Source organism: Kineococcus terrestris, from assembly GCF_041020755.1.
Classification (GTDB): Bacteria; Actinomycetota; Actinomycetes; order Actinomycetales; family Kineococcaceae; genus Kineococcus; species Kineococcus terrestris.
This window is the reverse complement of the sequence record NZ_JBEUEI010000023.1, coordinates 20676-47469: the sequence shown is the minus strand read 5'-3', so window position 1 is coordinate 47469 and position 26794 is coordinate 20676. Positions and strand designations below refer to the sequence as shown.

Sequence of the window (26794 nt, the reverse complement as noted above, 5' to 3'; positions counted from 1 at the left end):
GGTCCGTGGGAGGGTTGTCGGCGGTCCGGGCGGGGTGCCCGGCGAACGGAGCGGGGGGACGTCTGCGGTGGAGCCGGTGAAGGTCGCGTTGCTCGGGTGCGGGGTCGTCGGCACCGAGGTGGCGCGTCTGCTGACGAGCCAGGCCGACGAGCTGGCCGCCCGCGTGGGCGCCCCCCTGGAGCTGGTGGGCATCGCCGTGCGCCGCCTGGGCCGCGCGCGCGACCTGGACGTGCCGGCGGAGCTGTTCACCACCGACGCCGAGGAGCTGGTGACCCGCGCCGACGTCGTCGTGGAGGTCATCGGCGGCATCGAGCCCGCGCGCGGCCTGCTGCTGCGCGCGATGGAGCACGGCGCCGGCGTCGTCACCGCGAACAAGGCGCTGCTGGCCGCCGACGGCCCGGCCCTGTACGAGGCGGCCGCCGCGAACGGCGTGGACCTGTACTTCGAGGCGTCGGTGGCCGGGGCCATCCCGCTGCTGCGCCCGCTGCGCGAGTCGCTGGCCGGGGACCGGGTGACCCGCGTCCTGGGCATCGTCAACGGCACGACGAACTACGTGCTGGACCAGATGGACACCACGGGCATGGGCTTCGGCGAGGCCGTGGAGCAGGCGCAGGCGCTCGGCTACGCCGAGGCCGACCCGACCGCCGACGTCGAGGGCTTCGACGCGGCCGCCAAGGCCGCCATCCTCGCCTCGCTGGCCTTCCACACCCGCGTGGACCTGGACCGCGTGCACCGCGAGGGCATCACCGAGGTCAGCGCCGCCGACGTGCGCGCGGCCCAGCAGCAGGGCTGCGTGGTCAAGCTGCTGGCGATCTGCGAGCGCGCCCGCACCGCCGACGGCGCCGAGGCCGTCTCGGTGCGCGTGCACCCGGCGATGCTGCCGCGCGAGCACCAGCTGGCGGGCGTGCGCGGCGCCTTCAACGCCGTGTACGTGGAGGCCGAGGCGGCCGGGCAGCTGATGTTCTACGGCCCGGGCGCGGGCGGGCAGCCGACCGCGAGCGCCGTGCTGGGCGACGCCGTCGCCGTGGCCCGCCACCGCGTGCTGGGCGGGCGCGGGCCGGGGGAGTCGGCGTACGCGGACCTGCCGGTGCAGCCGATGGGCGAGACGGTCACCCGCTACCACGTGCGCCTGGACGTGGCCGACCGCCCGGGCGTGCTCGCCCAGGTGGCGGGGGTCTTCGCCACGCACGGCGTGTCGATCGAGGCGGTGCGCCAGCGCCAGGACGACGCCGGGCGCGCCGTCCTGGTCGTCGTCACGCACGCGGCGCCCGACGCCGCGCTGGCCGCGACCGTCGACGAGCTGGAGCAGCTGGACATCGTGGAGTCCGTGGCCGGTGTGCTGCGGGTCGAGGGCGCCGACGGCGCCGGCAGGGGAGGGGACGCCTGATGGCGCACGTGTGGCGCGGCCTGGTCGAGGAGTACCGGGACCGCCTGCCGGTCACCGCGGACACGCCGGTGGTGACGCTGCACGAGGGCGGTACCCCGCTCGTGCCCGCGCGCAAGCTGTCGGAGCTGACCGGCTGCGACGTGCGGCTGAAGGTCGAGGGCTGCAACCCCACGGGCTCCTTCAAGGACCGCGGGATGACGATGGCGATGTCCAAGGCCAAGGAGGCCGGCGCGGAGGTCGTCATCTGCGCCTCCACGGGCAACACGTCGGCCTCGGCGGCCGCGTACGCGACGGCGGCCGGCATCCGCTGCGCCGTCCTCGTGCCCGACGGCAAGATCGCGATGGGCAAGCTGTCGCAAGCCGTGGCGCACGGGGCGACGCTGCTGCAGGTCGACGGCAACTTCGACGACTGCCTGACCCAGGCGCGCAAGCTGGCCGAGGCGTACCCGGTCGAGCTGGTCAACTCGGTGAACCCGTACCGCATCGAGGGCCAGAAGACGGGCGCGTTCGAGGTCGTCGACGTCCTGGGCGACGCCCCGGACATCCACGCGCTGCCCGTCGGCAACGCCGGCAACATCACCGCGTACTGGAAGGGCTACGTCGAGTACGCCGCGGACGGGGTGGCCTCGCGCCGTCCCCGCATGTGGGGCTTCCAGGCCGCCGGCGCCGCGCCCATCGTGGCCGGGCACCCCGTCGACCAGCCGGAGACCATCGCCACCGCCATCCGGATCGGCAACCCCGCCTCCTGGACGGGCGCCACGACGGCCCGCGACGACTCCGGCGGGCGCATCGACGCCGTCGACGACGAGCAGATCCTCGAGGCGCACCGCTGGCTGAGCGCCGAGGAGGGCGTCTTCGTCGAGCCGGCCTCGGCTGCGGGCGCGGCGGGGGTCCTCGCCGCCCACCGCGCGGGCGAGCTGGAGCGCGGCCTGCGGATCGTCATCACGGTCACCGGGCACGGGCTGAAGGACCCGCAGTGGGCGCTGGAGCTGGCCGGGGAGCGCGAGGGCGGCCTGCGCCGGCCCGTGCAGCCCGTGCGCGTGCAGCCGGACGCGGTGACCATCGCCCGCGCCCTGTCGCTGGACGTCTGAGCGGGCCCGGGGCAGCCGTGGAGCTGACGGGGGTGCCGGTCCCGCCGCGCGGCCGCGTCGCGCCCGCGGAGCCGCTGCGGCGGCTGCCGCAGGGGGCGGCCGCGCGGGTGTCGGTGCCGGCCACGAGCGCCAACCTCGGGCCGGGCTTCGACGCCTTCGGCCTGGCGCTGGAGGTGCGCGACACCGTCGAGGCGCGCGCGCTCGCCCCGGGCGAGGGCCTCGTGGTGCGGGTGGAGGGCGAGGGCGCCGGGCGGGTGCCCACCGACGGCCGGCACCTGGTGGTGCGGGTGCTGCGCGACGAGCTGGCCGCCCACGGCGTCGAGGCCCCCGACCTGCACCTGCTGTGCCGCAACGCGGTCCCGCACGGGCGCGGGCTGGGCTCCTCCGCCTCGGCGATCGTGGCGGGCCTGGCCGCCGCGCACGGCCTGCTGGCCGCCGCGGGGGAGGCGCGGGGCGGCGCGGCGGAGGACGCCGCGGTGCGCGAGCGCCTGCTGAGCGAGGCCACCCGGCTGGAGGGGCACCCCGACAACGCCGCGCCCGCCGTGGTGGGCGGGTTCACCATCGCCTGGACGCGCGGGGACGACCCGGCGCACCCGCAGGCCGTGCGCACCGTGCGCCTGGACGTGCACGAGGACGTGCGCGCGCTGGTGTGCGTGCCCGACGAGGAGCTGGCCACCTCGCGCGCCCGCGCTCTGCTGCCGGCGACGGTCCCGCACGCGGACGCCGCCCTGACGGCCGGGCGCGCGGGACTGCTCGTGCACGCCCTGACCCGCGACCCGTCGCTGCTGCTGGACGCCACCGAGGAGCGGCTGCACCAGGCGCAGCGGGCGCCGGCGATGCCGGCCACCGCCGACCTGCTGGCCCGGCTGCGCGGGGCCGGACTGCCCGCGGTGGTCTCCGGCGCCGGGCCGAGCGCCCTCGTGCTCGCGCCCGCGGACCGCGCGGCCGAGGTCAGCGCCCTGGCCGGTGCGTCCGGCGGCTGGCGCGTGCGCGAGTGCGCCGTCGCGGCCGGTGGCGTGACGTGGGAGGTCCTGCGGGACGTGGGCGACCTGCGGGACCCGGGCACCGCGGTGCGCTGAGCGCACCCGCGCGCACCCGTCCGGGTGGCCGGGGGTGTCGGGAACGATCCGCCGGGGCCCGGGTGTTACAGTCGTCAGCAGCACCTCCGGCGAGACCGCGACGCGTCGTCGACGTCCCTCGCAGGCACCTCTCGCCTCACGGTGCGCCTCCACGACTTCCTCGCGCTTCCCCGCGCGTCCGTGGAGATCTGACAGCTGCCCCACGGGCAGGCATCGCGACCGTGCCTCATCTCTCCTGGCCGTCGCTGGACGAGGGGGAAGGACCTTCGTGACAGACACCACCGACATCGCTGCCACCGCCGCGACCGACGGCACCGCCGGCGCGGACGCCGGCGCGCCGCGCCGCACCGGCAGCCTGTCCGCCCTGCGCCTGCCCCAGCTGCAGGCCCTCGCCGCCGAGCTGGGCATCTCCGGCACCGGCCGCATGCGCAAGGTGGACCTGCTCGCCGCCATCCGCGAGCACCAGTCCGGCGTCCCGCGGGCCGCGGCCCGGGCCGACGTCCCCGCCGACGCCCCCGCCACCGAGGTTCCCGCCGCGCGCGACGGCGCCGGCGAGGCGCCCGCCGAGCAGCCCCGCAGCCGCTCCCGCCGCGCCTCCGCGCCGGCCGGTGCGCCGTCCGCCCGCCAGGACGCCCTGGCCGCCGACGCCGGGCAGGACGAGCGCGCCGCCCAGCTGCCCGCCCGCCCGGCCGACGGTGCGGACGTGCCCACCCGGGCGACGACCGACACCGCCACGGGCGCGCTGACCCCGGGCACCGCCCCGGTGGAGTCGCCCGCCGGCAGCGAGAACGGCCCCAGCCGCACCGGCGAGCTGTCCACCCCGTCCGTGCCGAGCCTGGACGACTTCGCGGCCCGCTCGCGCCCGGAGCAGCGCGAGCGCCTCGAGGCCCGCGCCGAGGGCGAGCGCTCCGAGCGCCTCTCGCGCCGCGAGCGCGCCCGCCGCGACCGCGTGCGCGAGCCCGACCAGCAGGTCGAGCTGCCGAGCATGCCGGTGCGCGAGCGCCCCGAGCAGGCCGAGCGCCCGGAGCAGGCCGACCGGGCCGACCGGGCCGACCGCGCCGAGGACGTCCGCGCGGACGACCGGGGCGAGCGCGGCGAGCGCCGTCCCGAGGACCGCGCCGACCGCGGTGACCGCGCCGCGCGCGCCGACCGGGCTGACCGCACCGACCGTCCCGAGCGCGCCGACCGGGCCGCCACCGCGGGCCCGGCCGACGACGACGACGAGCGCGGCGGCCGCCGCGGCCGGGGCCGCAACCGCTACCGCGACCGCAAGGGCCGTCGCGGCGGGCGCGGCGAGGCCCCCGAGGTCGACACCGACATCAGCGAGGACGACGTCCTCCTGCCGGTGGCCGGCATCCTCGACGTGCTGGACAACTACGCGTTCATCCGCACCTCCGGCTACCTGGCCGGCGCGAACGACGTGTACGTCTCGCTGGGCCAGGTGAAGAAGAACAACCTGCGCCCCGGCGACGCCGTCACCGGCGCGGTGCGCCAGCCCCGCGAGGGCGAGCAGCAGAACCAGCGCCAGAAGTTCAACGCCCTGGTGCGGGTGGACACCGTCAACGGCGCCCCGCCGGAGCAGGCGCGCCAGCGCCCGGAGTTCACCAAGCTGACGCCGCTGTACCCGCAGGAGCGGCTGCGCCTGGAGACCGAGCCCAACGTCCTGACCACGCGGATCATCGACCTGATGTCCCCGCTGGGCAAGGGCCAGCGCGGTCTGATCGTCGCCCCGCCGAAGGCCGGCAAGACGATGGTCATGCAGGCCATCGCCAACGCGATCACGACGAACAACCCCGAGTGCCACCTCATGGTCGTCCTCGTCGACGAGCGGCCCGAAGAGGTCACCGACATGCAGCGGACGATCAAGGGCGAGGTCATCGCCTCGACCTTCGACCGTCCCGCCTCCGACCACACCGCGGTCGCCGAGCTCGCCATCGAGCGCGCCAAGCGGCTGGTGGAGCTGGGCAACGACGTCGTCGTGCTGCTGGACTCGCTGACCCGCCTGTCGCGCGCCTACAACATCTCGGCGCCGGCCAGCGGCCGGATCCTGTCCGGTGGTGTGGACGCCTCGGCGCTGTACCCGCCGAAGCGCTTCTTCGGCGCGGCCCGCAACGTGGAGAACGGCGGGTCCCTGACGATCCTCGCCTCGGCCCTGGTCGAGACCGGCTCCAAGGCCGACGAGGTGATCTTCGAGGAGTTCAAGGGCACCGGGAACATGGAGGTGCGGCTGTCGCGCCAGCTGGCCGACAAGCGCATCTTCCCGGCCGTCGACGTCCCGGCCTCGGGCACGCGGCGCGAGGAGATCCTCATGTCCCGCGAGGAGCTGCAGACCGTCTGGAAGCTGCGCCGGGTCGTCACGGCGCTCGACGCGCAGGCCTCGATCGAGCTGCTGCTGGACCGCCTGAAGAAGACCCGCAGCAACCTGGAGTTCCTGCACCAGGTGCAGAGCTCCACCCCCCTGGCCCAGAAGGACTGAGGGAACACCCGCGGGGGGCGCGCGGTTGCAGACCGTGGCGCCTCCCGCGGGACACCCCGCGGGCGACCCTGTGGGAGACTGCGCCGACCGCAGGCACCGGCTCACGCCCGACGGGCGACCCGGTGCCGACCACGCGACGAGGAGATGACCATGAAGGCCGGTATCCACCCGGAGTACGTCGAGACCCAGGTGACCTGCACCTGCGGGGCGACGTTCACCACCCGCAGCACGTCCACCTCGGGCGAGCTCCGCGCCGACGTCTGCAGCGCCTGCCACCCGTTCTACACGGGCAAGCAGAAGATCCTGGACACCGGCGGCCGCGTCGCCCGCTTCCAGCAGCGCTACGGCAAGAAGACCGCCAAGTAGCCGGCCCGCAGCGCCGGTCCCACCGCCTCCCCGGAGGCCGGAGGGGCCGGCGCTGTCGCACGTCCACCCCCTTCCCACCCCCGCCGTGATCACGGACGGTGGACGGCTCACCCATCCATGATCACGGTTGAGGAGCCCGTCGTGTTCGAGTCCGTCCAGCCGCTGCTCGCCGAGCACGAGGAGCTGGAGCGCCGCCTGGCCGACCCGGCGGTGCACGCGGACCCGGGGCTGGCGCGCTCGCTGGGGCGGCGCTACGCCGAGCTCGGCGCGGTCGTCGACGCCCACACCACCTGGCGCGCCGCCGTGGACGACGCGGGCGCCGCGCGCGAACTGGCCGCCGAGGACGCCTCCTTCGCCGCCGAGCTGCCGGCCCTGGAGGCCGCGGCCGAGGACGCCGCCGAGCGGCTGCGCCGGCTGCTGCTGCCCCGCGACCCCGACGACGGCCGCGACGTCATCCTGGAGATCAAGGCGGGGGAGGGCGGGGAGGAGTCCGCCCTCTTCGCCGGGGACCTGCTGCGCATGTACCTGCGCTACGCCGAGCGCCGGGGCTGGGCGACGGAGGTCCTGGACGCCACGGAGTCGGACCTGGGCGGGTACAAGGACGTCTCGGTGGCGGTCAAGGCCCGCGCGGCGGCGGCCGACGGGGTGTGGCACTGGCTGAAGTACGAGGGCGGGGTGCACCGCGTGCAGCGCGTGCCGGTCACCGAGTCCGCGGGCCGGATCCACACCTCCGCGGTGGGCGTCCTCGTCGTGCCGGAGGCCGAGGAGGTGGAGGTGAGCATCGACCCGGGCGACCTGCGGATCGACGTCTTCCGCTCCTCCGGTCCCGGCGGGCAGAGCGTCAACACGACCGACTCGGCGGTGCGGATCACCCACCTGCCCACGGGGATCGTCGTCAGCTGCCAGAACGAGAAGTCGCAGCTGCAGAACCGCGAGCAGGCGATGCGCATCCTGCGCGCCCGGCTGCACGCGGCGGCCCAGGAGGCCGCCGACGCGGAGGCGTCGCAGGCGCGCCGCTCGCAGGTGCGCACGGTGGACCGCTCCGAGCGCATCCGCACGTACAACTTCGGCGAGAACCGCATCGCCGACCACCGCACGGGCTTCAAGGCGTACAACCTCGACGCCGTCCTGGACGGCGACCTGGACCCGGTCGTCCGCTCGGCCGTCGAGGCGGACGAGGCGGCCCAGCTCGCCGCGGGCTGACGCGACCACCCGGCCCGGTCGTACGGAAATCTTGAACTCTCTACGCTTCGGCGTAGAGTCGTCGTCGTGGACGACGAGCGCTGGGAGCTGCTGGAGAAGCGGGTGGCCGCGCTGGAGGCGCGCGCGGCCGACGCGACCCGCCCCGGGGACCGGGGTGAGTTCTGGGCCCTGGAGGGCCTGCGCGAGCGGGCGCAGGGCCGCTCGCAGGTCGTGTTCACCGGCTCCGTGGTCCTGCCCACCGGCGAGGAGGCCGCCTGGCAGGAGGGTGCCGACACCACCGCGCTGCTCGACGGCCTCGCCCAGGCCCTGGACACCGACGCCGAGGCGGCCGTCGCGCCGCTGAGCGCCCTGGCCCACCCCGTCCGGTTGCGCCTGGTGCTGGCCGTCCTGTCCGGCCGGCGCACCGTCGCCGAGCTGGGGGAGGGGCTGGGCACGACCGGGCAGCTGTACCACCACCTGCGCCAGCTCACCGCCGCCGGCTGGCTGACCGCCAGCGGCCGCGGCAGCTGGACGGTCCCGGCCCAGCGGGTCGTCCCGCTCCTGACCCTGCTCGCCGCGGCGGGCTCCCGGTGAGCGCCCTGCGCGCCCGCCCGGCGCGCACCCGCGCCCGGGCCACCGCCCCGCCCGTCGTCGAGCTGCCGCGCCCGACCCGCCGCCAGCGGCTCACGGGCCTGCTCGCGGCCCTCGCGCTGACCGCGCTGGCCCTCGCCCTCCTGCCCCGGCCGCCCGCCCTCAGCGCCGACGCGACCGGCGACCCCGCGCTCGCCGAGCGCCTGCGCACGGCCACCGCCGACCTCGACGTGCAGGGCGTGGCCGCGGCCACCGGCACCCGGGCGGACGGCGGGACGGCCGCCGCCGTCGGCCGCGCCGACGCCCGCCCCGGCCGCGAGCGGGCGATGACGGCGGGCACCCCGCAGGAGATCGGCTCGGTCACCAAGTCCCTCACGGGCCTGCTGCTCGCCGACGCCGTCGCGCGCGGGGAGGTGGAGCCCACGACGACGCTCGGCGAGGTCCACCCCCGCGCCGGGCTGCCGGCCGACGTGGCCGGCCTGACGCTGGCCGAGCTGGTCACGCACTCCTCCGGCCTGCCGTCCCTGGGCGACGGCCGCACCCTGCGCGCCCTGCTCGCGAACCTGGCCGCGGGCAACCCCTACGCCGGCCAGAGCGCCGCCGACCTCCTCGACGAGGCCTCCTCGACGCGCCGCGACGGCGGCCGCGGCGACTACGCCTACTCCAACCTGGGGTTCGGCCTGCTGGGCCACGCGCTGGCCGAGCGCGCCGGCACGCCCTACCCGCAGCTGCTCGACGAGCGCGTCCTGCGGCCCCTGGGCATGGCGGACACCGCCGTCACGCCCGACCCGCTGCCCGCCGGGCGCGCCCACGAGGTCGCGGCCAACGGCCGCGCGGTCGAGCCGTGGACGTCGGTGGGCAGCGGCCCGGCCGGTGCGGGCGCGTGGTCGACGGCCGCCGACCTGGGCCGCCTGGCCGCGGCGGTCGCGGCCGGCACCGCCCCCGGCCAGGACGCCGTCGACCCGCGCGCGCCCACCGACCAGGAGCGGACGCGCACCGGCTGGGGGTTCTTCACCGCCGAGGTGGACACCGGCGACGGGACGCGCCGCACCCTGCTGCTGAACAACGGCGCCACCGCCGGCGGGGCGTCCTCCCTCGTCGTCGACCCGGCGACGGGGGAGTGGGTGACGGTGACGACCCCGTCGGCCGCGCCGACGCAGACGATCGCCCTCCGCCTGCTGGGCGTGGAGGTCCCGCCCGCGGGCCCGCGCGAGCGCTGGCTGTCCCTGCCCGTCCTGCTGACGCTGTTCCTGCTGGTCCTCGGCGTGGGCGCCGTGCTGCCGGCCGCCCTGGCCCGCCGCGCCCGGACCGCCGCGCAGGTGCCCGACCGGCTGCGCGTGCTCGACGCCGTCGTCACCGCCGCGACGTTCCTCGTGGTGGTCCGCCTCACCGGCGCCTGGCAGACGGTCCCGCCGGCGCTGTGGGTCGTGGCCGTCGCCCTCGCCGGTCTCGGCGCCGGGCTCCAGGTCTCCCGCTGGCGCGCGCTGGGGTGGCCGCGCGAGCACCGGGCGCGGCGCTGGGCCGGCGCCGGGCTGGGGTTCGCGGTCGTGGCCGGGCTGGCGGGAGCGGCCGTCCTCCTCTGAGCGGCCGCCGGGCCGCCGGTGGGGGAGCCGCTGGTGAGAGGGTCGCCCGGTGCCCGCCCCCACCGGACCCACCGACCCCACCGACCCGGCCCCGACCGGAGGTCCCCTCGCGCCCGTCCTGGCCGCCGCGGCCCGCCGGCTGGCCGACGCGGGCATCCCGAGCCCGCGCGCCGACGCGGAGGCGCTGCTCGCCCACGCCCTCGGCGTGGACCGCTCGCGCCTGGCCGTCCTCGTGGCCCTCGGGTCGCCGGTGGCGGTGCCCGGGGCCCTCGAGCGGCTGGTGGCCGAGCGCGCCGACCGCGTCCCCCTGCAGCACCTGACGGGCCGGGCCCCGTTCCGGCAGCTGGAGCTGTCCGTCGGCCCGGGCGTGTTCGTCCCGCGGCCGGAGACGGAGGTCGTGGCCGGGCTGGCCGTCGAGGAGGCCGCCGCGCGCGCGGCCGCCGGCGGCGCGCCCGTCGTCGTCGACCTGTGCACCGGCTCGGGCGCGATCGCGCTGGCCGTGGCCACCGAGGTGCCGGCGGCGCGCGTGCACGCCGTCGAGCTGGACCCGGTGGCGCACGCCTGGGCGCGCCGCAACGTCGAGGAGACCGCCGCGCGCACGGGCGCGGCGGTGGACCTGCGGCTCGGCGACGCGGCCACGGCCTTCGCCGACCTCGACGGCGGCGTCGACGTCGTGGTGTCCAACCCCCCGTACGTGCCGCCCGGCGCGGTGCCCCAGGAGCGCGAGGTCGCCGAGCACGACCCGGAGCTGGCCCTGTACGGCGGGGGGGAGGACGGGCTGGCGGTGCCGCGCGCCGTCGTCGCCGCCGCCGCGCGCCTGCTGCGGCCCGGCGGCCTGCTGGTCTTCGAGCACGCCGAGGTGCAGGAGGCGTCCGCGCGCCGGCTGGTCGCCGGGTCCGCGTGGGAGGCCGCGGCCGGGCACCGCGACCTCACCGGGCGCCCGCGCGCGACGTCGGCGCGGCGCGCCGCGGGGCCCGCCGGGCGACCAGCGCCGGCGGTGGGACACTCGCTGCCGTGAGACCCCCCTACGTGTGCGCCGAACCGGCCTCGCGCGAACGCGGCCTGGCGGCCGCGCACAGCGCGGTGCAGCGCGGTGAGGTCGTGGTCCTGCCGACCGACACCGTCTACGGCATCGGCGCCGACGCCTTCTCCCCGTCGGCGGTGCAGAAGCTCCTGGACGCCAAGGGCCGCGGGCGCTCCATGCCGCCGCCCGTGCTCGTGCCGGAGGTCCGCACGATCGACGGGCTGGCCACGGGCGTGCCGTTCGCGGTGCGCGAGCTGGTGGACGCCTTCTGGCCCGGCGCCCTGACGGTAGTGTGCCGGGCGCAGCCGTCCCTGACGTGGGACCTCGGCGACACCGGGGGCACGGTGGCGCTGCGGATGCCGCTGCACCCGGTGGCCCTGGAGCTGCTGCGGCGCACCGGCCCGATGGCCGTCTCCAGCGCCAACCTGTCCGGGCAGCCGGCCGCCACCACCGTCGAGGAGGCCGTGGAGCAGCTGGGCAGCAGCGTGCGCGTCTACCTCGACGGCGGCCCGAGCCCGAAGGGCTCGCCGTCCACCATCGTCGACGCCTCCGACGGCACGCTGCGCGTGCTGCGCCTGGGCGCGCTGTCGGAGGAGGAGCTGCGCCGCGCCGTGCCGAAGGGCTGGGCGGACGACCCCGCCGAGCCGGAGGGCGGGGCGGAGCCGGGGGAGCCGGAGGACGTGGCCCAGCCGGCGGACGAGCCCGCGGAACCGGTGGACGGCGCCGCCGAGCGCAGCGGCTGAGGCGCCGGCGTGAGGGCCTACCTGCTCGTCATCGTCGTCGCGGCCGCCGTGACGTACCTGACGACGCCGCTGGTGCGGCTGCTGGCGCAGCGCGTGGGGGCCGTCACCCCGATCCGCGACCGCGACGTGCACGCGGTGCCCGTGCCCCGGATGGGCGGGGTCGCGATGCTCCTGGGGGTCGGGGCCGCCCTGCTGGTGGCCTCGCAGATCCCCTTCCTGGGCCGGGTGTTCGAGACCCGGCCGGGACCGCTGTGGGTGCTGGTGGGCGCGCTCGTCGTGTGCGCGGTCGGCGTGGCCGACGACGTCGTGCAGCTGGACGCGGTCACCAAGCTCGCCGGGCAGGTGCTGGCCGCGGGCGTGATGGGCTGGCAGGGCGTCAGCCTGCTGCAGCTGCCCATCGGCGGGGTGACGCTGCTGAGCAGCCAGGCGCTCATGGCCATCACGGTGCTCGTGGTGCTCGTGTCGGTGAACGCCGTGAACTTCGTCGACGGCCTCGACGGGCTGGCGGCCGGCATCGTGGGCATCGGGGCCACCGCGTTCTTCGTCTACTCCTACGCCCTGCAGCGCGGCGCCTCTGACGACTACGCCTCGCTGGCCACGCTGGTCGCGGCCGTCACCGTGGGCTGCTGCGTGGGCTTCCTGCCGCACAACGCCCACCCGGCGCGCGTCTTCATGGGTGACTCCGGCTCGATGCTGCTGGGCCTGCTGCTGGCCAGCTCGACGATCGCCGCGACGAGCACGGTGGACCCCGAGGTCGTCTCCAGCGAGCAGATCGCCCCGGCGTTCTTCCCGCTGCTGCTGCCCATCGCGGTCCTGCTGGTGCCGTTCTGCGACATGCTCCTGGCCGTCGTGCGCCGCACCCGCGAGGGCCGGGCGTTCTGGCACCCGGACAAGAAGCACCTGCACCACCGGCTGCTGCAGATGGGCCACTCGCACGGGGTGGCCGTGCTCGTCATGTACTCCTGGGCGGCGTTCCTCAGCTTCGGCGCCGCCTCCTACGCCTTCCTGCCGCTGTCGCAGGCCCTGGCCGTCGCGCTGGGCGCGGGGCTGGCGGTGCTGGCGTTCACGTTCGGCCCGCTGTACTGGCGCCGCCGGCGCGCGCCGCGCCCGCCCGCCGGGGGCGCCCCGCGCGGCGGCCCGGGGGACGGGTCGCCGCGTCCCGCCGCCCCCTCGAGCGCCGCTCGCCCGTGAGCCGCCCGCGCGCCGCCGGGGCGTCTGCGACGGTGCGTAGGAGGTGGGAGAGCTCGTGATAGCTTTCACGAAGTCTCCCCGGCGCCCCCGCGGCCCGAGGAGCAGCGCCGACGAGCCGGACCCCCCGACGACCCGCCGACGACGGAGAGCAGCCACCGTGAGCAGCAGGACCGACGACGTGTTCAGCGTCGTCCCCCGGCGCTCGCTGCCCGTCGTGGCGGGAGCCGCGCTCCTGGTCACCGGCGCCGCCGCGCTCAGCGCCGGTGCGGCCGCCGCGGTGAGCGCCCTGGTCGGCGGCGCCCTGGCCACGGCCTTCCTGGCCTCCACCTACCTGCTGCTGCGCGTCCTCAAGCACGTCGACGTGACGATGCACCTCGCGGTCGCGCTGTCCGTCTACCTGCTGAAGGTCAGCGTGCTGGCCGGCGGCGTCCTGGCGCTGAGCTCGCGCAGCGACCTGCTCGGCGGCTGGGTCGCCGGCACCGCCGCGGTCTGCGCGGTGGCGTGGGTCGTGGCCGAGGTGCGGGCGTTCACCCGCCTGCGGCTGCCGGTCTTCACCCTCCACGGCGGTGACGCCCGGTGAACCCGGCGGACCCGGCGCGGTCGGCGGCCGCGCGCCCCTGTTACCGTTCCGCGCACCATGCCTGCGCAGGACGACCCCACCCCTCCCGCACCGCGGCCGTCGTCGCCGGAGCCGGTCGAGCAGGACGCGCGCCGCGACAGCGACACGGCGTGGAACTCGGTCTCCTACCTGATGACCGGCATCTTCGGCGGGGCGCTGGCCGGGTGGGCGCTCGACCGCTGGCTGGGCACCGCGTTCCTGACGCCGGTGCTGCTGCTGGCCGGAGCGGCGTCCACCGTCTACTACGTCTGGTTCCGGTACGGTTCGCGCTGAGCCTGAGGAGCCCGGGGTGCTGACGACGTCGCCCGCCCCGCAGCACCACCACACCCGTTCCCACACCGGCGTTCGTACGGAGGAGAGGCAGTGACCCTGCAGGCGTTGGCCGCGACAGGCGGTTTCGAGGCGCCCGGCGTCAAGGACTTCTGGCAGCCGCTGGTCGGCGACGGCAACTGGGCGCTGACCCGGTCCTCCTTCGTCTTCGCCATCCTCGCGGTCCTGCTGGGCGTCGTCCTGGTCGCTGCCACGCGCAAGCTCTCCGTGGTGCCCAGCAAGGGCCAGTTCATCACCGAGAGCTTCTACGGCTTCGTCCGCAACGGCGTCGCGCGCGACATCATCGGGTCGAAGGAGTTCCTGCGCTTCGTCCCGCTGCTGTTCACGATGTTCGTGCTGATCCTGGCCAACAACCTGGTCGGCGTCATCCCGCCGGTGATGTTCCCGACGAACAGCCGCATCGCCTTCCCCCTCGCGCTGACGATCGTCGTGTACCTGACGTACCACATCGTCGCGGTGCAGCGGAAGGGCGGCATCGGCTACCTCAAGAGCCTCATGCCGCCGGGCGTGCCCGGCTACATCGCGCCGCTGGTGTACGTCCTGGAGCTGCTGACGTACTTCGTCACGCGGCCCTTCACCCTGGCCCTGCGACTGTTCGCGAACATGTTCGCGGGCCACATGCTCATCCTCGTCCTCGTCCTGGGCGGGGAGTACCTGCTGCTGCACACGAGCGGGTTCCTCCCGGTGACCGGCGTCGTCGCCTTCGTCTTCAGCATCGTCATGCTCTTCTTCGAGCTGCTGATCCAGGTGCTGCAGGCGTACGTCTTCACGCTGCTCACCGCCACCTACATCGCCGGCGCCATCGCCGACGAGCACTGACCCACCGCCCGACCCCGACCCGCGGCGCACCTGCGCCGCGGACCGAGAAGAGAGAAAGAGGACCATGGAAGGCAGCCTGAACGCCATCGGTTACGGCCTCGCGGCCATCGGCCCCGCGATCGCCGTCGGCCTCATCTTCGCCGCGTACATCAACGGCGTGGCCCGTCAGCCCGAGTCGCGCGGCATGCTGCAGCCGATCGCCATCCTGGGCTTCGCGCTCGCGGAGGCCCTCGCGCTGCTGGGCTTCGTGCTCGCGTTCATCCTCTGACGTCCGCCTGACCACCCACCCGTGAGCCTCATCGAGGAGCTGCCGTGCCAGCCTTGATCATGGAAGCGGCCACCGAGGAAGGCGGCTTCTGGGAGAACGCGTACCCGATCATCCCGCACCCCGCGGAGCTGATCGTCGGTCTGGTCTTCCTCGCCATCCTGTACTTCCTGGTGTCGAAGCTCGTCGTGCCGCGCCTCGAGACGGCCTTCGAGGAGCGTCGCGCGGCCATCGAGGGCGGCGTGGAGAAGGCCGAGCGCGCTCAGGCCGAGGCCAACGCCGCGCTGGAGGAGTACAAGGCCCAGCTCGCCGACGCGCGCGGCGAGGCCAACCGCATCCGCGAGGACGCGCGCCGCCAGGGCGCGCAGATCGTGGCGGAGATGCGCGAGCAGGCGCAGGCCGAGGCCGAGCGCATCACCACCTCGGCCCGCGCGACCATCGAGGCGGAGCGCCAGCAGGCGGCCGCGTCGCTGCGCGCGGAGGTCGGCCGCCTGGCGACCGACCTGGCCTCGCGCATCGTCGGCGAGTCCCTGCAGGAGCCGGCCCGCCAGTCCGGCGTGGTCGACCGCTTCCTCGCCGAGGTCGAGCGCGGCGAGACCACGGGGGCGACGCGTCGATGAGCCTCGACTCCGGTTCGGCGAGGGCGAGCCTCGCCGCCGCCCGCGAGGTCCTCGAGCGCCAGCTGGCGCTCGAGGGGGCCGACCCCGGCCGGGCCGGGGACGACCTCTTCGCGCTGACCTCCCTGCTCGACGAGTCCATCGGGCTGCGCCGGTCCCTGTCGGACCCGGCGCGCCCGGCGGAGGGCAAGGCCGACTTCGTGCGGCGCACCTTCACCGGCCGCGTCTCGGCGCCGGCCGTGGAGGCGCTGGCCGCGCTGGCGGCCGGCCGCTGGACGTCCGCCCGGGACCTGGCCGACGCCACCGAGCGCCTCGCGGTGCTCGCCGTCGTCGCCCAGGCCGAGCGGGCCGGGCGCGGCGAGGCCCTCGAGGACGAGCTGTTCCGCTTCTCGCGGATCATCGCCGGCAACCCGGCGCTGCGCGACGCCCTGGCCGACCGCACCGCTCCCGCGGCCAACCGCGCCTCCCTGGCGGCGCGGCTGCTCGTGGGCAGGGCCTCCCCGGAGGCCGTGCAGCTGGCCCGCCGCGTCGCCGCGTCCTCGCGCGGCGTGCGGGCCGAGCGGCTGCTGGAGGAGTACGTCGAGGTGGTGGCCGAGAGCCGCCGCCAGCTCGTCGCGCACGTCGTGACGGCCCAGCCGCTGAGCGACGTCCAGCGCGAGCGCCTCGCCGCCGCGCTGGGCCGCCAGTACGGCCGTCCCGTGCGCCTGAACGTGGACGTGGACGCCTCCCTGGTGGGCGGGCTGCGCGTGAGCGTCGGCGACGACGTGATCGACGGCGCCGTCTCCACCCGCCTGGAGGAGGCCCGCCGCCGCCTGGCGGGCTGAGCGCACGACCTGCGCACGCAGCAGCGCGGCGGGCGGGGGAGAATGAGCGGGAGACCACCGGCGAGGCCGGCACCGGGCACCGCCGCCGACCCCGCCCGCCGGACGCGCAGCAGGACGGCAGCACCTCCGCGAGGCTCCGCAGCGCAGCAGGACCGAGCACGACCGGCAGGACCCGCACGACCCGCACCACCCCGCACGACCCAGCAGCAGGACCGAGAAGGAGAGCAGGGCACCCCATGGCCGAGCTGACCATCCGCCCGGAGGAGATCCGGGACGCTCTCGACGCCTTCGTGGCGTCGTACGACCCCGGGACCGCCGCGCGCGAGGAGGTCGGTCGCGTCGTCGACGCCGGTGACGGCATCGCCCACGTCGAGGGCCTGCCCTCGGTCATGGCGAACGAGCTGCTGCGCTTCCAGGACGGCACCCTCGGCCTGGCGCAGAACCTCGACGTGCGCGACATCGGTGTCATCGTGCTGGGCGAGTACGCCGGCATCGAGGAGGGCCAGGAGGTCCACCGCACCGGCGAGGTCCTGTCCGTGCCCGTCGGCGACGCCTTCCTGGGCCGCGTCGTGGACCCGCTGGGCCAGCCCATCGACGGCCTGGGCGCCGTCGAGGCCGAGACCCGCCGCGCCCTGGAGCTGCAGGCCCCCTCGGTCGTGCAGCGCCAGGAGGTCCGCGAGCCCCTGCAGACCGGCATCAAGGCCATCGACGCCATGACGCCGATCGGCCGCGGCCAGCGCCAGCTGATCATCGGTGACCGCCAGACCGGCAAGACGGCCATCGCGATCGACACGATCCTGAACCAGAAGGCCAACTGGGAGTCCGGCGACCCCAAGAAGCAGGTCCGCTGCATCTACGTCGCGATCGGCCAGAAGGGCTCCACGATCGCCTCGGTGCGCCGCTCGCTGGAGGAGGCGGGCGCGATGGAGTACACGACCATCGTCGCCGCCCCGGCCTCCGACCCGGCCGGCTTCAAGTACCTGGCCCCCTACACCGGCTCGGCCATCGGCCAGCACTGGATGTACGACGGCAAGCACGTCCTCATCGTCTTCGACGACCTGTCCAAGCAGGCCGAGGCCTATCGCGCGGTGTCGCTGCTGCTGCGCCGCCCGCCGGGCCGCGAGGCGTACCCCGGTGACGTCTTCTACCTGCACTCCCGCCTGCTGGAGCGCTGCGCGAAGCTGTCCGACGAGCTCGGCGCCGGGTCGATGACGGGTCTGCCCTTCATCGAGACCAAGGGCAACGACGTCTCGGCGTACATCCCGACCAACGTCATCTCGATCACGGACGGGCAGATCTTCCTGCAGTCCGACCTCTTCAACGCCAACCAGCGCCCCGCCATCGACGTCGGCATCTCGGTGTCCCGCGTCGGCGGCGCCGCGCAGACCAAGGCGATGAAGGGCGTGTCCGGCACGCTGAAGCTCGACCTGGCCCAGTACCGCTCGATGGAGGCGTTCGCGATGTTCGCCTCCGACCTGGACCAGGCCTCGCGCAACCAGCTCGCCCGCGGCAGCCGCCTCGTCGAGCTGCTCAAGCAGCCGCAGTACTCCCCGTTCCCGGTCGAGGAGCAGGTCGTGTCCATCTGGGCCGGCACCAACGGCCACCTGGACTCCATCGCGGTCAGCGACATCGGCCGCTTCGAGCGCGAGTTCCTGGACCACCTGCGCCGCGAGCACGGCGACGTCCTGGCGGGCATCCGCGAGTCGGGCAAGTTCGAGGACGGCGCCAAGGAGTCCCTGGCCCGGGCGATCTCCGACTTCAAGCAGCAGTTCTCCTCCAGCGAGGAGGCCGCCCCCGTGGAGTCCGACGAGCCGGCCGCCGACGCCGACGACGTGTCCCAGGAGCAGATCACCACCCGCCGGGGCGCCACGGCCGCCCGCCGCGGCTGAGCACGCTGCACCGGGACCGGGCGGACGCGAGGAAGAGGAGAACGACGTGGCAGGCGAGCTGAGGGCCTACCGGCAGCAGATCCGCTCGGTCCAGGCGACCAAGAAGATCACCCGGGCGATGGAGCTCATCGCCGCCTCGCGCATCGTCAAGGCGCAGGCGGCGGTGCGGGCCTCCACCCCGTACGCGCGGGCGCTGACGCGGGCGGTGTCGGCGGCGGCGTCCAACTCGAACGACCTCGAGCACCCGCTCATCACGGAGAAGGAGCAGGTGCGCCGCGCCGCGGTGCTCCTGTGCTCCTCCGACCGCGGTCTGGCGGGCGCCTACTCGGCGAACGTGCTGCGCGAGGGCGAGCGCCTGACCTCGCTGCTGCGCGAGGAGGGCAAGGAGGTCGCGCCCTACCTCGTCGGCCGCAAGGCCAGCGGCTACTACCGCTTCCGCCGCCGCACGGTGACCGAGGAGTGGATCGGCTTCTCCGAGAGCCCGCAGTTCTCCGACGCCAAGGCCATCGGCGACCGCCTCGTCGAGGACTTCGGCAAGGAGCACGAGGAGGGCGGCGTCGACGAGATCCACGTCGTCTACACGCACTTCGTCAGCATGGTCACCCAGGAGGTCCGGGTGGTCCGCCTGCTGCCGCTGGAGGTCGTCGAGGGCGTCGAGACGTCCTCCGCGGCCGGCGACGGCAGCGGTGGCGGCGAGCTGGAGCCGCTGTACGACTTCGAGCCGGGCCCCGACGAGGTGCTCGACGCGCTGCTGCCCAAGTACGTGAACAGCCGCATCTACAACTGCCTCCTGCAGGCGTCGGCCTCGGAGCTCGCGGCCCGCCAGCGGGCCATGAAGTCCGCCACCGACAACGCGGACGAGCTGGTCAAGAAGCTGACCCGGCTCGCCAACAACGCGCGCCAGGCGGAGATCACCCAGGAGATCACCGAGATCGTCGGCGGCGCGGACGCGCTGGCGGCCTCGGGCGCCGACCGCTGAGCCCGCCCGCCCCGACACGCCCCAGATGCTGAAGGAACCGAGGAGCCGTTCATGACCGCCACCGTCACCGACGCGCCGGGCACCACCGACCGTGGCGCCACCGGCCGCATCGCCCGCGTCATCGGGCCCGTCGTCGACGTCGAGTTCTCCGTCGACACGATGCCCGACATCAACAACGCCCTGACCATCGACGTCACCCTCGGCGGCGAGACCTCGACCGTGACGCTCGAGGTCGCCTCGCACCTGGGCGACAACATGGTCCGGGCCATCTCGCTGAAGCCGACCGACGGCATGGTGCGCGGCGCCCCCGTGGTCGACACCGGCGCCCCCATCTCGGTGCCCGTCGGCAACGTGACCCTGGGCCACGTGTTCAACGCCATCGGCGACTGCCTCAACCTGGAGGAGGGCGAGCGCCTCGAGGTCACCGAGCGCTGGCCCATCCACCGCAAGGCGCCCAACTTCGACCAGCTCGAGTCGCGGACCACGATGTTCGAGACCGGCATCAAGGTCATCGACCTGCTGACCCCCTACGTGCAGGGCGGCAAGATCGGCCTGTTCGGCGGTGCGGGCGTCGGCAAGACGGTCCTCATCCAGGAGATGATCCAGCGCGTCGCCCAGAACCACGGCGGTGTGTCGGTCTTCGCCGGCGTCGGGGAGCGCACCCGCGAGGGCAACGACCTCATCGGCGAGATGGCCGAGGCCGGCGTCTTCGACAAGACGGCCCTCGTCTTCGGCCAGATGGACGAGCCGCCGGGCACCCGCCTGCGCGTGGCCCTGTCCGCGCTGACGATGGCGGAGTACTTCCGCGACGTGCAGGAGCAGGACGTCCTGCTCTTCATCGACAACATCTTCCGCTTCACCCAGGCCGGCTCCGAGGTCTCCACGCTGCTGGGCCGCATGCCCTCCGCGGTGGGCTACCAGCCGACGCTGGCCGACGAGATGGGCGTGCTGCAGGAGCGCATCACCTCCACCCGCGGCCACTCGATCACCTCGATGCAGGCGATCTACGTGCCGGCCGACGACTACACCGACCCGGCCCCGGCGACGACGTTCGCGCACCTGGACGCCACGACGGAGCTGTCCCGCGAGATCGCTTCGCGCGGTCTGTACCCGGCCGTGGACCCGCTGGCCTCGACCAGCCGGATCCTGGACCCGCTGTACATCGCGCAGGACCACTACGACACCGCGGTGCGCGTCAAGCAGATCCTCCAGCGCAACAAGGAGCTGCAGGACATCATCGCCATCCTCGGCGTCGACGAGCTCAGCGAGGAGGACAAGCTGACGGTGAGCCGCGCGCGGCGCATCCAGCAGTTCCTCTCGCAGAACACGTACATGGCGGAGAAGTTCACCAGCGTGCCCGGCTCGACCGTGCCGCTGCGCGACACCATCGAGGGCTTCAAGGCGATCGCCGACGGCGAGATGGACCACATCGCCGAGCAGGCCTTCTTCAACGTCGGCGGCCTCGAGGACGTCGAGCGCAACTGGTCGCGCATCCAGAAGGAGACCGGAGCCTGATGCCCCTGCAGGTCGAGCTCGTCGCCGCCGACCGCTCGGTGTGGTCGGGGGAGGCCTCGCTGGTGCGCGCCCGCACCACCGAAGGCGACATCGGGATCATGGCCGGTCACGAGCCGCTGCTGGCGGTGCTGGGCGCCGGTGAGGTCCACATCTCCGGCGCCGGCTCGGACGGCCTGACGGCCACCGTGGACGGCGGGTTCTTCTCCGTCGACCACGACCGGGTCACCATCGTCGCCGAGTCGGTCGACGTCGGCTCCGGACCGGGTCGCTGAGCCCCGGTCGCTGACGGACGAGCTGCCGGAGGAGCCGCGTGCGGGAACTGCTGATCTCCCTGGAGATCGCCGGCGCCTGCGCGCTGCTCCTGCTGCTCACGCTCGTCCTCGTCGTGCTGCGCCGCCGCCGCCTGGAGCGGCGGCTCGGCACGTTCGACTGCTCGGTGCGCCGCCCGGCCGCCGGGCACGGCCGCTGGGCCCTCGGGGTGGCCGCCTACCGCTCCGACCGCCTCGACTGGTACCGCACCTTCTCGCTGTCCCCGCGCCCCTCGTGCTCCTACGCACGGGGGGCGCTCGACGTGGTGGGCCGGCGCGACCCCGACGAGCAGGAGGCGGTGGCGGTGCAGCCGGGCGCGATCGTCGTCGAGTGCCGCCTGCGCGAGGGGCTCCTGGCCACCGACCTGGAGCTGGCGATGGGCGAGGACGCCTACACCGGCTTCGCCTCGTGGCTGGAGTCCGCCCCGCCGGGGCAGAACGTCAACGTGGCCTGAGCCCCCGCGGACGGGGCCCCGGGGACGGGTGCGGGTGCGTCAGCCGCGCGGCGCGGGCGGGCGGCCTTCACCGGCCAGCACCGCGCGGGCGATGCTCGCCTCCGAGGGGAAGACCATGACGCGCGGGCCCTCCGTCGTGGGGGCCAGGGTGGCGCGGATGCCGGCGTCCAGGAGGGTGCGGCGCTGCACCTCGGCCTCGATGAACGTCTCGGGCGCGGAGACGGCCTCCAGCAGCCCGTACTCGTCGCTGCCGCCCCGCTCGGGCCGGCGCTCGACGAGGGAGTGCCCGCGCGAGAACGTCCAGCGCAGCAGCACGACGAGGACCCCCACGGCGAGGAAGGCGATGGTGGGCCCGACCGCGTAGGAGTAGGAGCCGAAGGCCGAGGACCACGAGGCGAAGGCCGACACGGCTCCAGTGTCCACCCGTGCGCCGCGCCCGCCAGCCCCTCCGCCGGCACTCTCGCCGACCTCCCGCCCACGCTGCGGGCGGCCCGGCGGCCGCGGCGTCTCGGCCAGGTCACCGTTGGGCAACGCTGGCGGTGATGTCACCCGTCCAGCCGTCATCGGTGGCACTGTGTGATCACGGTGGATACCGAACGTCACGGTGTTCGCGGACCACGACGAGCGGCGCGCGACGCCGCGTGGTGCTCGTCGGCGACCGCGTGCAACCGGACGGCGCTCCGCCGCGTCTGAGCCGGAGACCACGACCGGCGTCCTCGGGGGAGGAAGAATGGCGATCCAGGTCGCTGAGCGATCGGTGGGGCGCGTCGCGCTCGAGGCCGCCGACGAGATCGCGGCCCGCCGCGCCGCCCGGGCCGGTGCCCGGGGGGCCGTGCGCGGCGCCGCGGTGGTCGAGGCCGTGCCCGGTCAGGTCGTCCACGTGTCGGGGCACCTCGACGTCGCCTCGGTGCCCGACGTGCGCGTGCGGCTGCACGCCGCGCTCGACGCCGGCACCGGGGACCTGCTGGCCCACCTGGACGAGGCCGTCGTGGCCGACGCCACCGGGCTGGGCGTCCTGGTGGGCGCCCACCGCCGGGCCCAGCGCGTGGGCCGCCGCCTCGTGCTGGCCGGGGTGCCGCTGACCACGTGGCGCCTGCTGCGGGTGACCAAGCTGCACCGCGTGCTCGTGCTCGCCGACGACGAGCGGGCCGCTCAGAACAGGCGGGCGCTGCCGTCGTCGATGCCGCGCAAGGCGTCGTAGTCCAGCGTCACGCAGCGGATGCCCCGGTCCACGGCCAGGGTGCGCGCCTGCGGCTTGATCTCCTGGGCGGCGAAGACGCCGACCACCGGACTCAGCAGCGGGTCGCGGTTGAGCAGCTCCAGGTAGCGGGTCAGCTGCTCGACCCCGTCGATCTCGCCGCGCCGCTTGATCTCCACGGCCACCGTCGCGCCGCCCGCGTCGCGGGCCAGGATGTCGACCGGTCCGATGGCGGTCATGTACTCGCGCCGCACCAGCTGGTAGCCCTCGCCGAGGGTGCCGATGTGCTCGGCCAGCAGCTCCTGCAGGTGGGCCTCGACGCCGTCCTTGACCAGGCCCGGGTCCACGCCCAGCTCGTGCACGCTGTCGTGCAGCACCTCGTGCACGTGCACGACCAGCCGGTCGTCGGTCTTCTGGTGCTGCACCGTCCAGGTCTGCTGGACGTCCCCCTCCCCGGGGGCCACCGTCAGCTTCGCGGGCGGGCTCATCCAGTTCAGCGGCTTGTAGGAGCCGCCGTCGGAGTGCACCAGGACGCTGCCGTCGGCCTTGACCAGCAGCAGGCGCGTGGCCAGCGGCAGGTGGGCCGACAGGCGGCCGGCGTAGTCGACGGAGCAGCGGGCGATGACCAGGCGCACGGGCGCCGAGCTTACGTGCCCGTGGCCTCCGGCCCGCCCCGGAGGGAGCCGCCGCGCCGCCCCGGGGACCGTCCCGAGGACGTCCCGGGCACCTCGTCCCGCCGGTGTGTAACGCCCGGGGCGGGTGCAGCGATCAGAGGGTCGAACCGGGCGCGCCACGGTGGTGTGGAGGGGACACCGCCGCGGCGGCGCCCGGTCGGTGCGTCCGGGGCCGCGCTGGGACGATGGCGCCGTGCCCCGCGCCAACCGCCGACGCTCCGACCCGCCGCCCCGCGCGCCGCTCGGCCGCGGCGTCGACCGCACGGTGGCCGGGCCCGACGGCGAGTGGGTCGTGCGCGAGCTGCGCGGCAGCGGCTCGGGCAAGACCTACCGCTGCCCCGGCTGCGCGCAGGAGCTGCCCGCCTCGACCCCCCACGTCCTGGTGTGGCCGGCGCGCGGCACCTTCAGCCCGGCCGGCGGCCTCGACGAGCGCCGGCACTGGCACCGCGCCTGCTTCCAGGCCCGGCACCGCCGCTGACGCCCCGGCCGGGCCACCCGCACGGGCGGGTACGGTCGCCGGGTGAGCAGCGCGGTCAGCACCCCCGCCCCGGCGGTCCTGCACGACCCGGGCGCGCGGGGCTTCGCCAGCGACAACGCCTCCGGGGCGCACCCCGACGTGCTCGCGGCCCTCGTGGCCGCCAACGGCGGCCACGTCGCCAGCTACGGCGGCGACCCGTGGACCGCGGCCCTGGAGGAGCGGCTGCGCGAGCAGTTCGGCACCGAGGTGGCCGCCCTGCCGTGCCTGACCGGCACGGGCGCCAACGTCGTCGCGCTGCAGGCGCTGACCCAGCGCTGGGAGTCGGTCCTGTGCTCGGACCAGGCGCACGTCCTGCACGACGAGGGCGGCGCCCTGGAGCACGTGGGCGGCACCAAGCTGATCGGCCTGGCCGCGCCCGACGGGCTGGTGGACCCCGGCAGCCTGCAGCCGGCCGTCGAGGCCTCCCACCACCCCATGCGCGCCCCCGTCGGCGCGCTGACGCTCACCCAGAGCACCGAGCTGGGCACCACCTACTCCCGCGAGCACCTGGCCGACCTCGTGCGCGTCGCGCACGGGCTGGGGCTGCGCGTGCACGTGGACGGCGCCCGCCTGGCCAACGCCGCGGTCGCGCTGGGGGAGGACCTCGGCGGGGCGAGCACCCGGCTGGGCGTGGACGCGGTCTCCTTCGGCGGCACGAAGAACGGCGCGGCGCTGGCCGAGGTCGTCGTGCTGCGCGACCCGGCCGCCGCCCCGGGCGCCGCGCGGCTGCGCAAGCAGTCCCTGCAGCTGGTGAGCAAGGCGAGGTTCGTGTCCGCGCAGCTGCTCGCGCTGCTCACCGACGACCTGTGGCGCCGCCTGGCCGCGCGCGCCAACGGGGTGGCCGCCGACCTGGCCGCCGGCGTCGAGGCGCTCGCGCGGGCCGGGCACCCGGTGGCGCTGACGCGGCCGGTGCAGGCCAACGCCGTCTTCGCGCAGCTGCCCGCCGACGTCGCCGCGCGCCTGCAGCGGCGCGTGCCCTTCCACGTGTGGGACCCCGCCCGCGCCGCCGGCGCCGTGGAGGTGCGGTGGGTGGCCAGCTGGGACACCGCCGACGTCGACGTCGAGCACCTGCTGGCCGCGCTGGGCGAGGAGCTGGGGGCCGGTCGTGGCTGAGGACGGGCCCGAGGAGATCCGCTCCGGCACGGTCCTGCCGGCCCGCCGCCGCGAGGTCGAGCTGCACACGGCCGACGGCGTGACGCTGGTGGGGGAGCTGGCGCTGCCCGCCGACCGCGACCCCGTCGCCACGCTCGTCACCCTGCACCCGCTGCCCACCGCGGGCGGGTTCATGGACAGCCACGTGCTGAAGAAGGCGGCCAACCGGCTGCCGGCCCTGGCGGACCTGGCGGTGCTGCGCTTCAACACGCGCGGCACGTCCAGCGAGCGCGGCACCAGCGGCGGCACCTTCGACGCCGGCGGCGCCGAGCGCTTCGACGTGGCGGCCGCGCTGGAGTTCGCGGAGTTCTCCGAGCTGCCGCGCGTGTGGCTGCTGGGCTGGTCCTTCGGCACGGACCTGGCCCTCGTCCACGGGCGCGACCCGCTCGTGGAGGGGCTCCTCCTGCTGTCGCCGCCGCTGCGCTGGTCCACCGACGACGACCTGCGCGCCTGGGCGGAGCTCGGCAGGCCCGTGACGGCCCTGGTGCCCGAGCACGACGACTTCCTGCGCCCGGCCGAGGCGCGCGAGCGCTTCGCGCTCCTGCCGCAGGCGGAGGTGGTCGCCGTCGAGGGCGCCAAGCACCTGTGGGTGGGCGAGAACGCCGTGCGGCGGGTCCTGGACGAGGTCGTCGCGCGCGTCAACCCCGCCCGCTCGCCGCTGCCCACCACCTGGCCGCCGGCCGGCTGACCGGCGGCCCGGGCGCGCGGGCGGTCCCGCGGGTCAGGCCGGGGCGTTCGCCCGGTCCGCCGCGGCGCTCGCGGCGGTGCTGCCGGCGCCCGCGGCGTCGACGTCGACCTCGTCGCCGGTGACGTCCACGACGGGCCGGCGCGGGCCGGTCGCACCGCCGTCGCCCTGCTCGCCCGGCAGGCCCAGCAGGCCGCGCAGGTCGTCGAGCTGCTGGGTGATCTCGTCGCGCTGCGACATCAGCTCGTCCACCTCGGCCTGGGCGCCGGTGCGGCTGCGCTCGGCCTCCTCGCGGGCGCTGGTGAGCATCTGCTGCGCGCGGGCCCGGGCGTCGGCGAGGAGCTCGTCGGCCTCCCGGCGGGCGGTCTCGGCGCGCAGCGCCGACTGGGCGGCGGCCTCCTGGCGGATGGACTCGGCCGACTCCAGGGCCTCGGCGGCGCGCTCCTCGGCCTCGCCGGCGCGCTGCTCGGCCTCGGCGATGCGCGCGGCGGTGCGGGCCGCGGCGACCTCCAGGCGCTGGCGGTCCTCCTCGGCGGCCTGCTCGCGGGCCGCGGCCAGCGCCAGCTCCTGCTCGCGCACGGCGGCCTCGGTGCGCGAGCGCAGCTCCAGGGCCTCGCGCTCGGCCTGCGCGCGCAGGGCCGTGGCCCACCGCTCGGCCGCGGCGAGCGTCTCGGCCCGCTCGTGCTCGGTGCCGGCCTCCAGCTGCTCGGCGCGCCGCTGCGCGGCGGCGGTCGTCTCGGCGGCGCTGCGCTGGGCGGCCTCCAGCAGGGCGCGGGACTCCTCCTGGGCGCGGGAGACGATCTCCTCGGCGTCGCGCGAGGCCTCCCCGGTGCGGCGGCGGGCGTCCTCGTCGGCCTGGCTGCGCGTGCGGGAGGCCTCGGCGCGGGCCTCCTCGCGCATCCGGTCCGCGTCGCGGCGCGCCGAGCGCAGGATCTCCCCGGACTGGTCCTCGGCCAGGCGCAGGAGCTTCTCCATGCGCGCGCCGAGCCCGGCGTAGGTGGGGCGCTCGTGCTCGCGCAGCTCGCGCTGGGCCTGGCTCAGCTCGCCGGCCAGGCGCAGGGCGCGCGCGTCGGTCTCCTCCACCCGGGCGCGGGCCTCGGCGAGGGCGTCCTCGAGGTGCTGCAGGCGCGCCTCGACCTGCCCGCGGTCGTAACCGCGGACGACGATGCTGAAGGCGTCGTGGGACTCGCTGGGCACCGGGACCTCCGGGCGGGGACGGCGGGTAGGAACGGCAC

29 protein-coding genes are annotated in these 26794 nt (G+C 75.7%); 26 read left to right on the top strand and 3 right to left on the bottom strand.

Annotation, left to right across the window (positions count from 1 at the left end):
* The first annotated feature begins 67 nt into the window (after window positions 1–67).
* The 22 genes from AB8M62_RS14200 to AB8M62_RS14095 all read left to right on the top strand — a co-directional run bounded on the left by AB8M62_RS14200 (window position 68) and on the right by AB8M62_RS14095 (window position 21333).
* Window positions 68–1387: a homoserine dehydrogenase gene (locus AB8M62_RS14200; RefSeq protein ID WP_369053749.1), complete on the top strand. Its 1320-nt coding sequence runs from the start codon at window positions 68–70 to the stop codon at window positions 1385–1387.
* Window positions 1387–2478, top strand: coding sequence for a threonine synthase (gene thrC / locus AB8M62_RS14195; RefSeq protein ID WP_369053750.1), 1092 nt, complete (start codon window positions 1387–1389; stop codon window positions 2476–2478). Before AB8M62_RS14200 ends, thrC begins: the two co-directional genes overlap by 1 nt.
* Window positions 2479–2495: 17 nt before the next feature.
* Window positions 2496–3557, top strand: coding sequence for a homoserine kinase (gene thrB / locus AB8M62_RS14190; protein WP_369069975.1), 1062 nt, complete (start codon window positions 2496–2498; stop codon window positions 3555–3557).
* A gap of 268 nt (window positions 3558–3825) precedes the next feature.
* Window positions 3826–6033 carry a transcription termination factor Rho gene (rho, locus tag AB8M62_RS14185; RefSeq protein ID WP_369069974.1) on the top strand — a complete coding sequence of 736 codons (2208 nt, stop codon included), beginning with the start codon at window positions 3826–3828 and terminating at the stop codon, window positions 6031–6033.
* A 150-nt stretch (window positions 6034–6183) separates the two neighbouring features.
* Window positions 6184–6399: a 50S ribosomal protein L31 gene (rpmE, locus tag AB8M62_RS14180; RefSeq protein ID WP_369053756.1), complete on the top strand. Its 216-nt coding sequence runs from the start codon at window positions 6184–6186 to the stop codon at window positions 6397–6399.
* Window positions 6400–6516: 117 nt separating this feature from the next.
* On the top strand, window positions 6517–7602 hold the full coding sequence (prfA, locus tag AB8M62_RS14175) for a peptide chain release factor 1 (RefSeq protein WP_369069973.1): 1086 nt from the start codon (window positions 6517–6519) through the stop codon (window positions 7600–7602).
* Window positions 7603–7668: 66 nt separating this feature from the next.
* A complete protein-coding gene (locus AB8M62_RS14170) occupies window positions 7669–8175 on the top strand; it encodes an ArsR/SmtB family transcription factor (protein ID WP_369069972.1) in 507 nt (168 codons plus the stop codon).
* Window positions 8172–9755, top strand: a complete 1584-nt coding sequence (locus AB8M62_RS14165; protein WP_369069971.1) for a serine hydrolase domain-containing protein — start codon at window positions 8172–8174, stop codon at window positions 9753–9755. The genes AB8M62_RS14170 and AB8M62_RS14165 overlap by 4 nt, the downstream gene beginning before the upstream one ends.
* 118 nt (window positions 9756–9873) lie before the next feature.
* Window positions 9874–10773, top strand: coding sequence for a peptide chain release factor N(5)-glutamine methyltransferase (prmC, locus tag AB8M62_RS14160; RefSeq protein WP_369069984.1), 900 nt, complete (start codon window positions 9874–9876; stop codon window positions 10771–10773).
* On the top strand, window positions 10770–11522 hold the full coding sequence (locus AB8M62_RS14155) for an L-threonylcarbamoyladenylate synthase (protein WP_369069970.1): 753 nt from the start codon (window positions 10770–10772) through the stop codon (window positions 11520–11522). Before prmC ends, AB8M62_RS14155 begins: the two co-directional genes overlap by 4 nt.
* A 9-nt stretch (window positions 11523–11531) precedes the next feature.
* Entirely contained in the window at window positions 11532–12713 is a 1182-nt protein-coding gene (locus AB8M62_RS14150) for an MraY family glycosyltransferase (RefSeq protein ID WP_369069969.1), read from the top strand.
* Window positions 12714–12870: 157 nt separating this feature from the next.
* Complete coding sequence (locus AB8M62_RS14145; protein WP_369053765.1) at window positions 12871–13293, top strand: hypothetical protein; 423 nt, start codon at window positions 12871–12873, stop codon at window positions 13291–13293.
* Between the two features lie 57 nt (window positions 13294–13350).
* Window positions 13351–13605: an AtpZ/AtpI family protein gene (locus tag AB8M62_RS14140; RefSeq protein WP_369053767.1), complete on the top strand. Its 255-nt coding sequence runs from the start codon at window positions 13351–13353 to the stop codon at window positions 13603–13605.
* 90 nt (window positions 13606–13695) lie between these two features.
* Window positions 13696–14481 (top strand): F0F1 ATP synthase subunit A, encoded by a 786-nt coding sequence (atpB, locus tag AB8M62_RS14135; protein WP_369053769.1) that lies wholly within the window; start codon window positions 13696–13698, stop codon window positions 14479–14481.
* 64 nt (window positions 14482–14545) lie between these two features.
* Window positions 14546–14749, top strand: coding sequence for an ATP synthase subunit C-like protein (locus AB8M62_RS14130; protein ID WP_369053771.1), 204 nt, complete (start codon window positions 14546–14548; stop codon window positions 14747–14749).
* Window positions 14750–14808: 59 nt separating this feature from the next.
* Window positions 14809–15366, top strand: coding sequence for a F0F1 ATP synthase subunit B (locus tag AB8M62_RS14125; RefSeq protein ID WP_369053834.1), 558 nt, complete (start codon window positions 14809–14811; stop codon window positions 15364–15366).
* Window positions 15363–16187 (top strand): F0F1 ATP synthase subunit delta, encoded by an 825-nt coding sequence (locus tag AB8M62_RS14120; RefSeq protein WP_369069968.1) that lies wholly within the window; start codon window positions 15363–15365, stop codon window positions 16185–16187. Before AB8M62_RS14125 ends, AB8M62_RS14120 begins: the two co-directional genes overlap by 4 nt.
* Before the next feature lie 236 nt (window positions 16188–16423).
* Complete coding sequence (gene atpA, locus AB8M62_RS14115) at window positions 16424–18076, top strand: F0F1 ATP synthase subunit alpha (protein WP_369053774.1); 1653 nt, start codon at window positions 16424–16426, stop codon at window positions 18074–18076.
* Window positions 18077–18122: 46 nt separating this feature from the next.
* A complete protein-coding gene (locus tag AB8M62_RS14110) occupies window positions 18123–19055 on the top strand; it encodes a F0F1 ATP synthase subunit gamma (protein WP_369069967.1) in 933 nt (310 codons plus the stop codon).
* 51 nt (window positions 19056–19106) lie between these two features.
* Window positions 19107–20570 carry a F0F1 ATP synthase subunit beta gene (atpD, locus tag AB8M62_RS14105; protein WP_369053776.1) on the top strand — a complete coding sequence of 488 codons (1464 nt, stop codon included), beginning with the start codon at window positions 19107–19109 and terminating at the stop codon, window positions 20568–20570.
* A complete protein-coding gene (locus AB8M62_RS14100) occupies window positions 20570–20842 on the top strand; it encodes a F0F1 ATP synthase subunit epsilon (RefSeq protein ID WP_373694949.1) in 273 nt (90 codons plus the stop codon). The genes atpD and AB8M62_RS14100 overlap by 1 nt, the downstream gene beginning before the upstream one ends.
* A 38-nt stretch (window positions 20843–20880) precedes the next feature.
* Window positions 20881–21333, top strand: a complete 453-nt coding sequence (locus AB8M62_RS14095) for a DUF2550 domain-containing protein (RefSeq protein WP_369053777.1) — start codon at window positions 20881–20883, stop codon at window positions 21331–21333.
* Between the two features lie 39 nt (window positions 21334–21372).
* Here AB8M62_RS14095 and AB8M62_RS14090 read toward each other — a convergent pair whose 3' ends face one another.
* On the bottom strand, window positions 21373–21741 hold the full coding sequence (locus AB8M62_RS14090) for a hypothetical protein (protein ID WP_369053779.1): 369 nt from the start codon (window positions 21739–21741) through the stop codon (window positions 21373–21375).
* Window positions 21742–22180: 439 nt separating this feature from the next.
* Between AB8M62_RS14090 and AB8M62_RS14085 the strand changes: the two genes are divergently transcribed.
* Window positions 22181–22534, top strand: coding sequence for an STAS domain-containing protein (locus AB8M62_RS14085; RefSeq protein WP_369053836.1), 354 nt, complete (start codon window positions 22181–22183; stop codon window positions 22532–22534).
* Here AB8M62_RS14085 and nucS read toward each other — a convergent pair.
* Complete coding sequence (gene nucS / locus AB8M62_RS14080; protein WP_369053780.1) at window positions 22486–23166, bottom strand: endonuclease NucS; 681 nt, start codon at window positions 23164–23166, stop codon at window positions 22486–22488. The two genes, AB8M62_RS14085 and nucS, sit on opposite strands and share 49 nt — an antisense overlap.
* 232 nt (window positions 23167–23398) lie before the next feature.
* Between nucS and AB8M62_RS14075 the strand changes: the two genes are divergently transcribed.
* Genes AB8M62_RS14075 through AB8M62_RS14065 form a run of 3 tightly spaced genes read left to right on the top strand, consistent with a single transcriptional unit; the run spans window position 23399 to window position 25562 of the window.
* A complete protein-coding gene (locus AB8M62_RS14075) occupies window positions 23399–23683 on the top strand; it encodes an Rv1322 family protein (RefSeq protein WP_369053782.1) in 285 nt (94 codons plus the stop codon).
* Between the two features lie 42 nt (window positions 23684–23725).
* Window positions 23726–24835: a threonine aldolase family protein gene (locus AB8M62_RS14070; RefSeq protein ID WP_369069966.1), complete on the top strand. Its 1110-nt coding sequence runs from the start codon at window positions 23726–23728 to the stop codon at window positions 24833–24835.
* Entirely contained in the window at window positions 24828–25562 is a 735-nt protein-coding gene (locus AB8M62_RS14065) for an alpha/beta hydrolase (protein WP_369053785.1), read from the top strand. Before AB8M62_RS14070 ends, AB8M62_RS14065 begins: the two co-directional genes overlap by 8 nt.
* Before the next feature lie 33 nt (window positions 25563–25595).
* Here AB8M62_RS14065 and AB8M62_RS14060 read toward each other — a convergent pair whose 3' ends face one another.
* Window positions 25596–26756 carry a coiled-coil domain-containing protein gene (locus AB8M62_RS14060; RefSeq protein WP_369053786.1) on the bottom strand — a complete coding sequence of 387 codons (1161 nt, stop codon included), beginning with the start codon at window positions 26754–26756 and terminating at the stop codon, window positions 25596–25598.
* Between the last annotated feature and the right edge of the window lie 38 nt (window positions 26757–26794).

What these genes read in the sequence shown, in the direction of transcription:
- AB8M62_RS14120 (WP_369069968.1), top strand. Translation starts at nt 15,363, where the DNA reads ATGAGCCTCGACTCCGGTTCGGCGAGGGCGAGCCTCGCCGCCGCCCGC.
- rpmE (WP_369053756.1), top strand. Translation starts at nt 6,184, where the DNA reads ATGAAGGCCGGTATCCACCCGGAGTACGTCGAGACCCAGGTGACCTGC.
- atpA (WP_369053774.1), top strand. Translation starts at nt 16,424, where the DNA reads ATGGCCGAGCTGACCATCCGCCCGGAGGAGATCCGGGACGCTCTCGAC.
- AB8M62_RS14130 (WP_369053771.1), top strand. Translation starts at nt 14,546, where the DNA reads ATGGAAGGCAGCCTGAACGCCATCGGTTACGGCCTCGCGGCCATCGGC.
- thrC (WP_369053750.1), top strand. Translation starts at nt 1,387, where the DNA reads ATGGCGCACGTGTGGCGCGGCCTGGTCGAGGAGTACCGGGACCGCCTG.
- atpD (WP_369053776.1), top strand. Translation starts at nt 19,107, where the DNA reads ATGACCGCCACCGTCACCGACGCGCCGGGCACCACCGACCGTGGCGCC.
- AB8M62_RS14100 (WP_373694949.1), top strand. Translation starts at nt 20,570, where the DNA reads ATGCCCCTGCAGGTCGAGCTCGTCGCCGCCGACCGCTCGGTGTGGTCG.
- prfA (WP_369069973.1), top strand. Translation starts at nt 6,517, where the DNA reads ATGATCACGGTTGAGGAGCCCGTCGTGTTCGAGTCCGTCCAGCCGCTG.
- AB8M62_RS14140 (WP_369053767.1), top strand. Translation starts at nt 13,351, where the DNA reads ATGCCTGCGCAGGACGACCCCACCCCTCCCGCACCGCGGCCGTCGTCG.
- AB8M62_RS14125 (WP_369053834.1), top strand. Translation starts at nt 14,809, where the DNA reads ATGGAAGCGGCCACCGAGGAAGGCGGCTTCTGGGAGAACGCGTACCCG.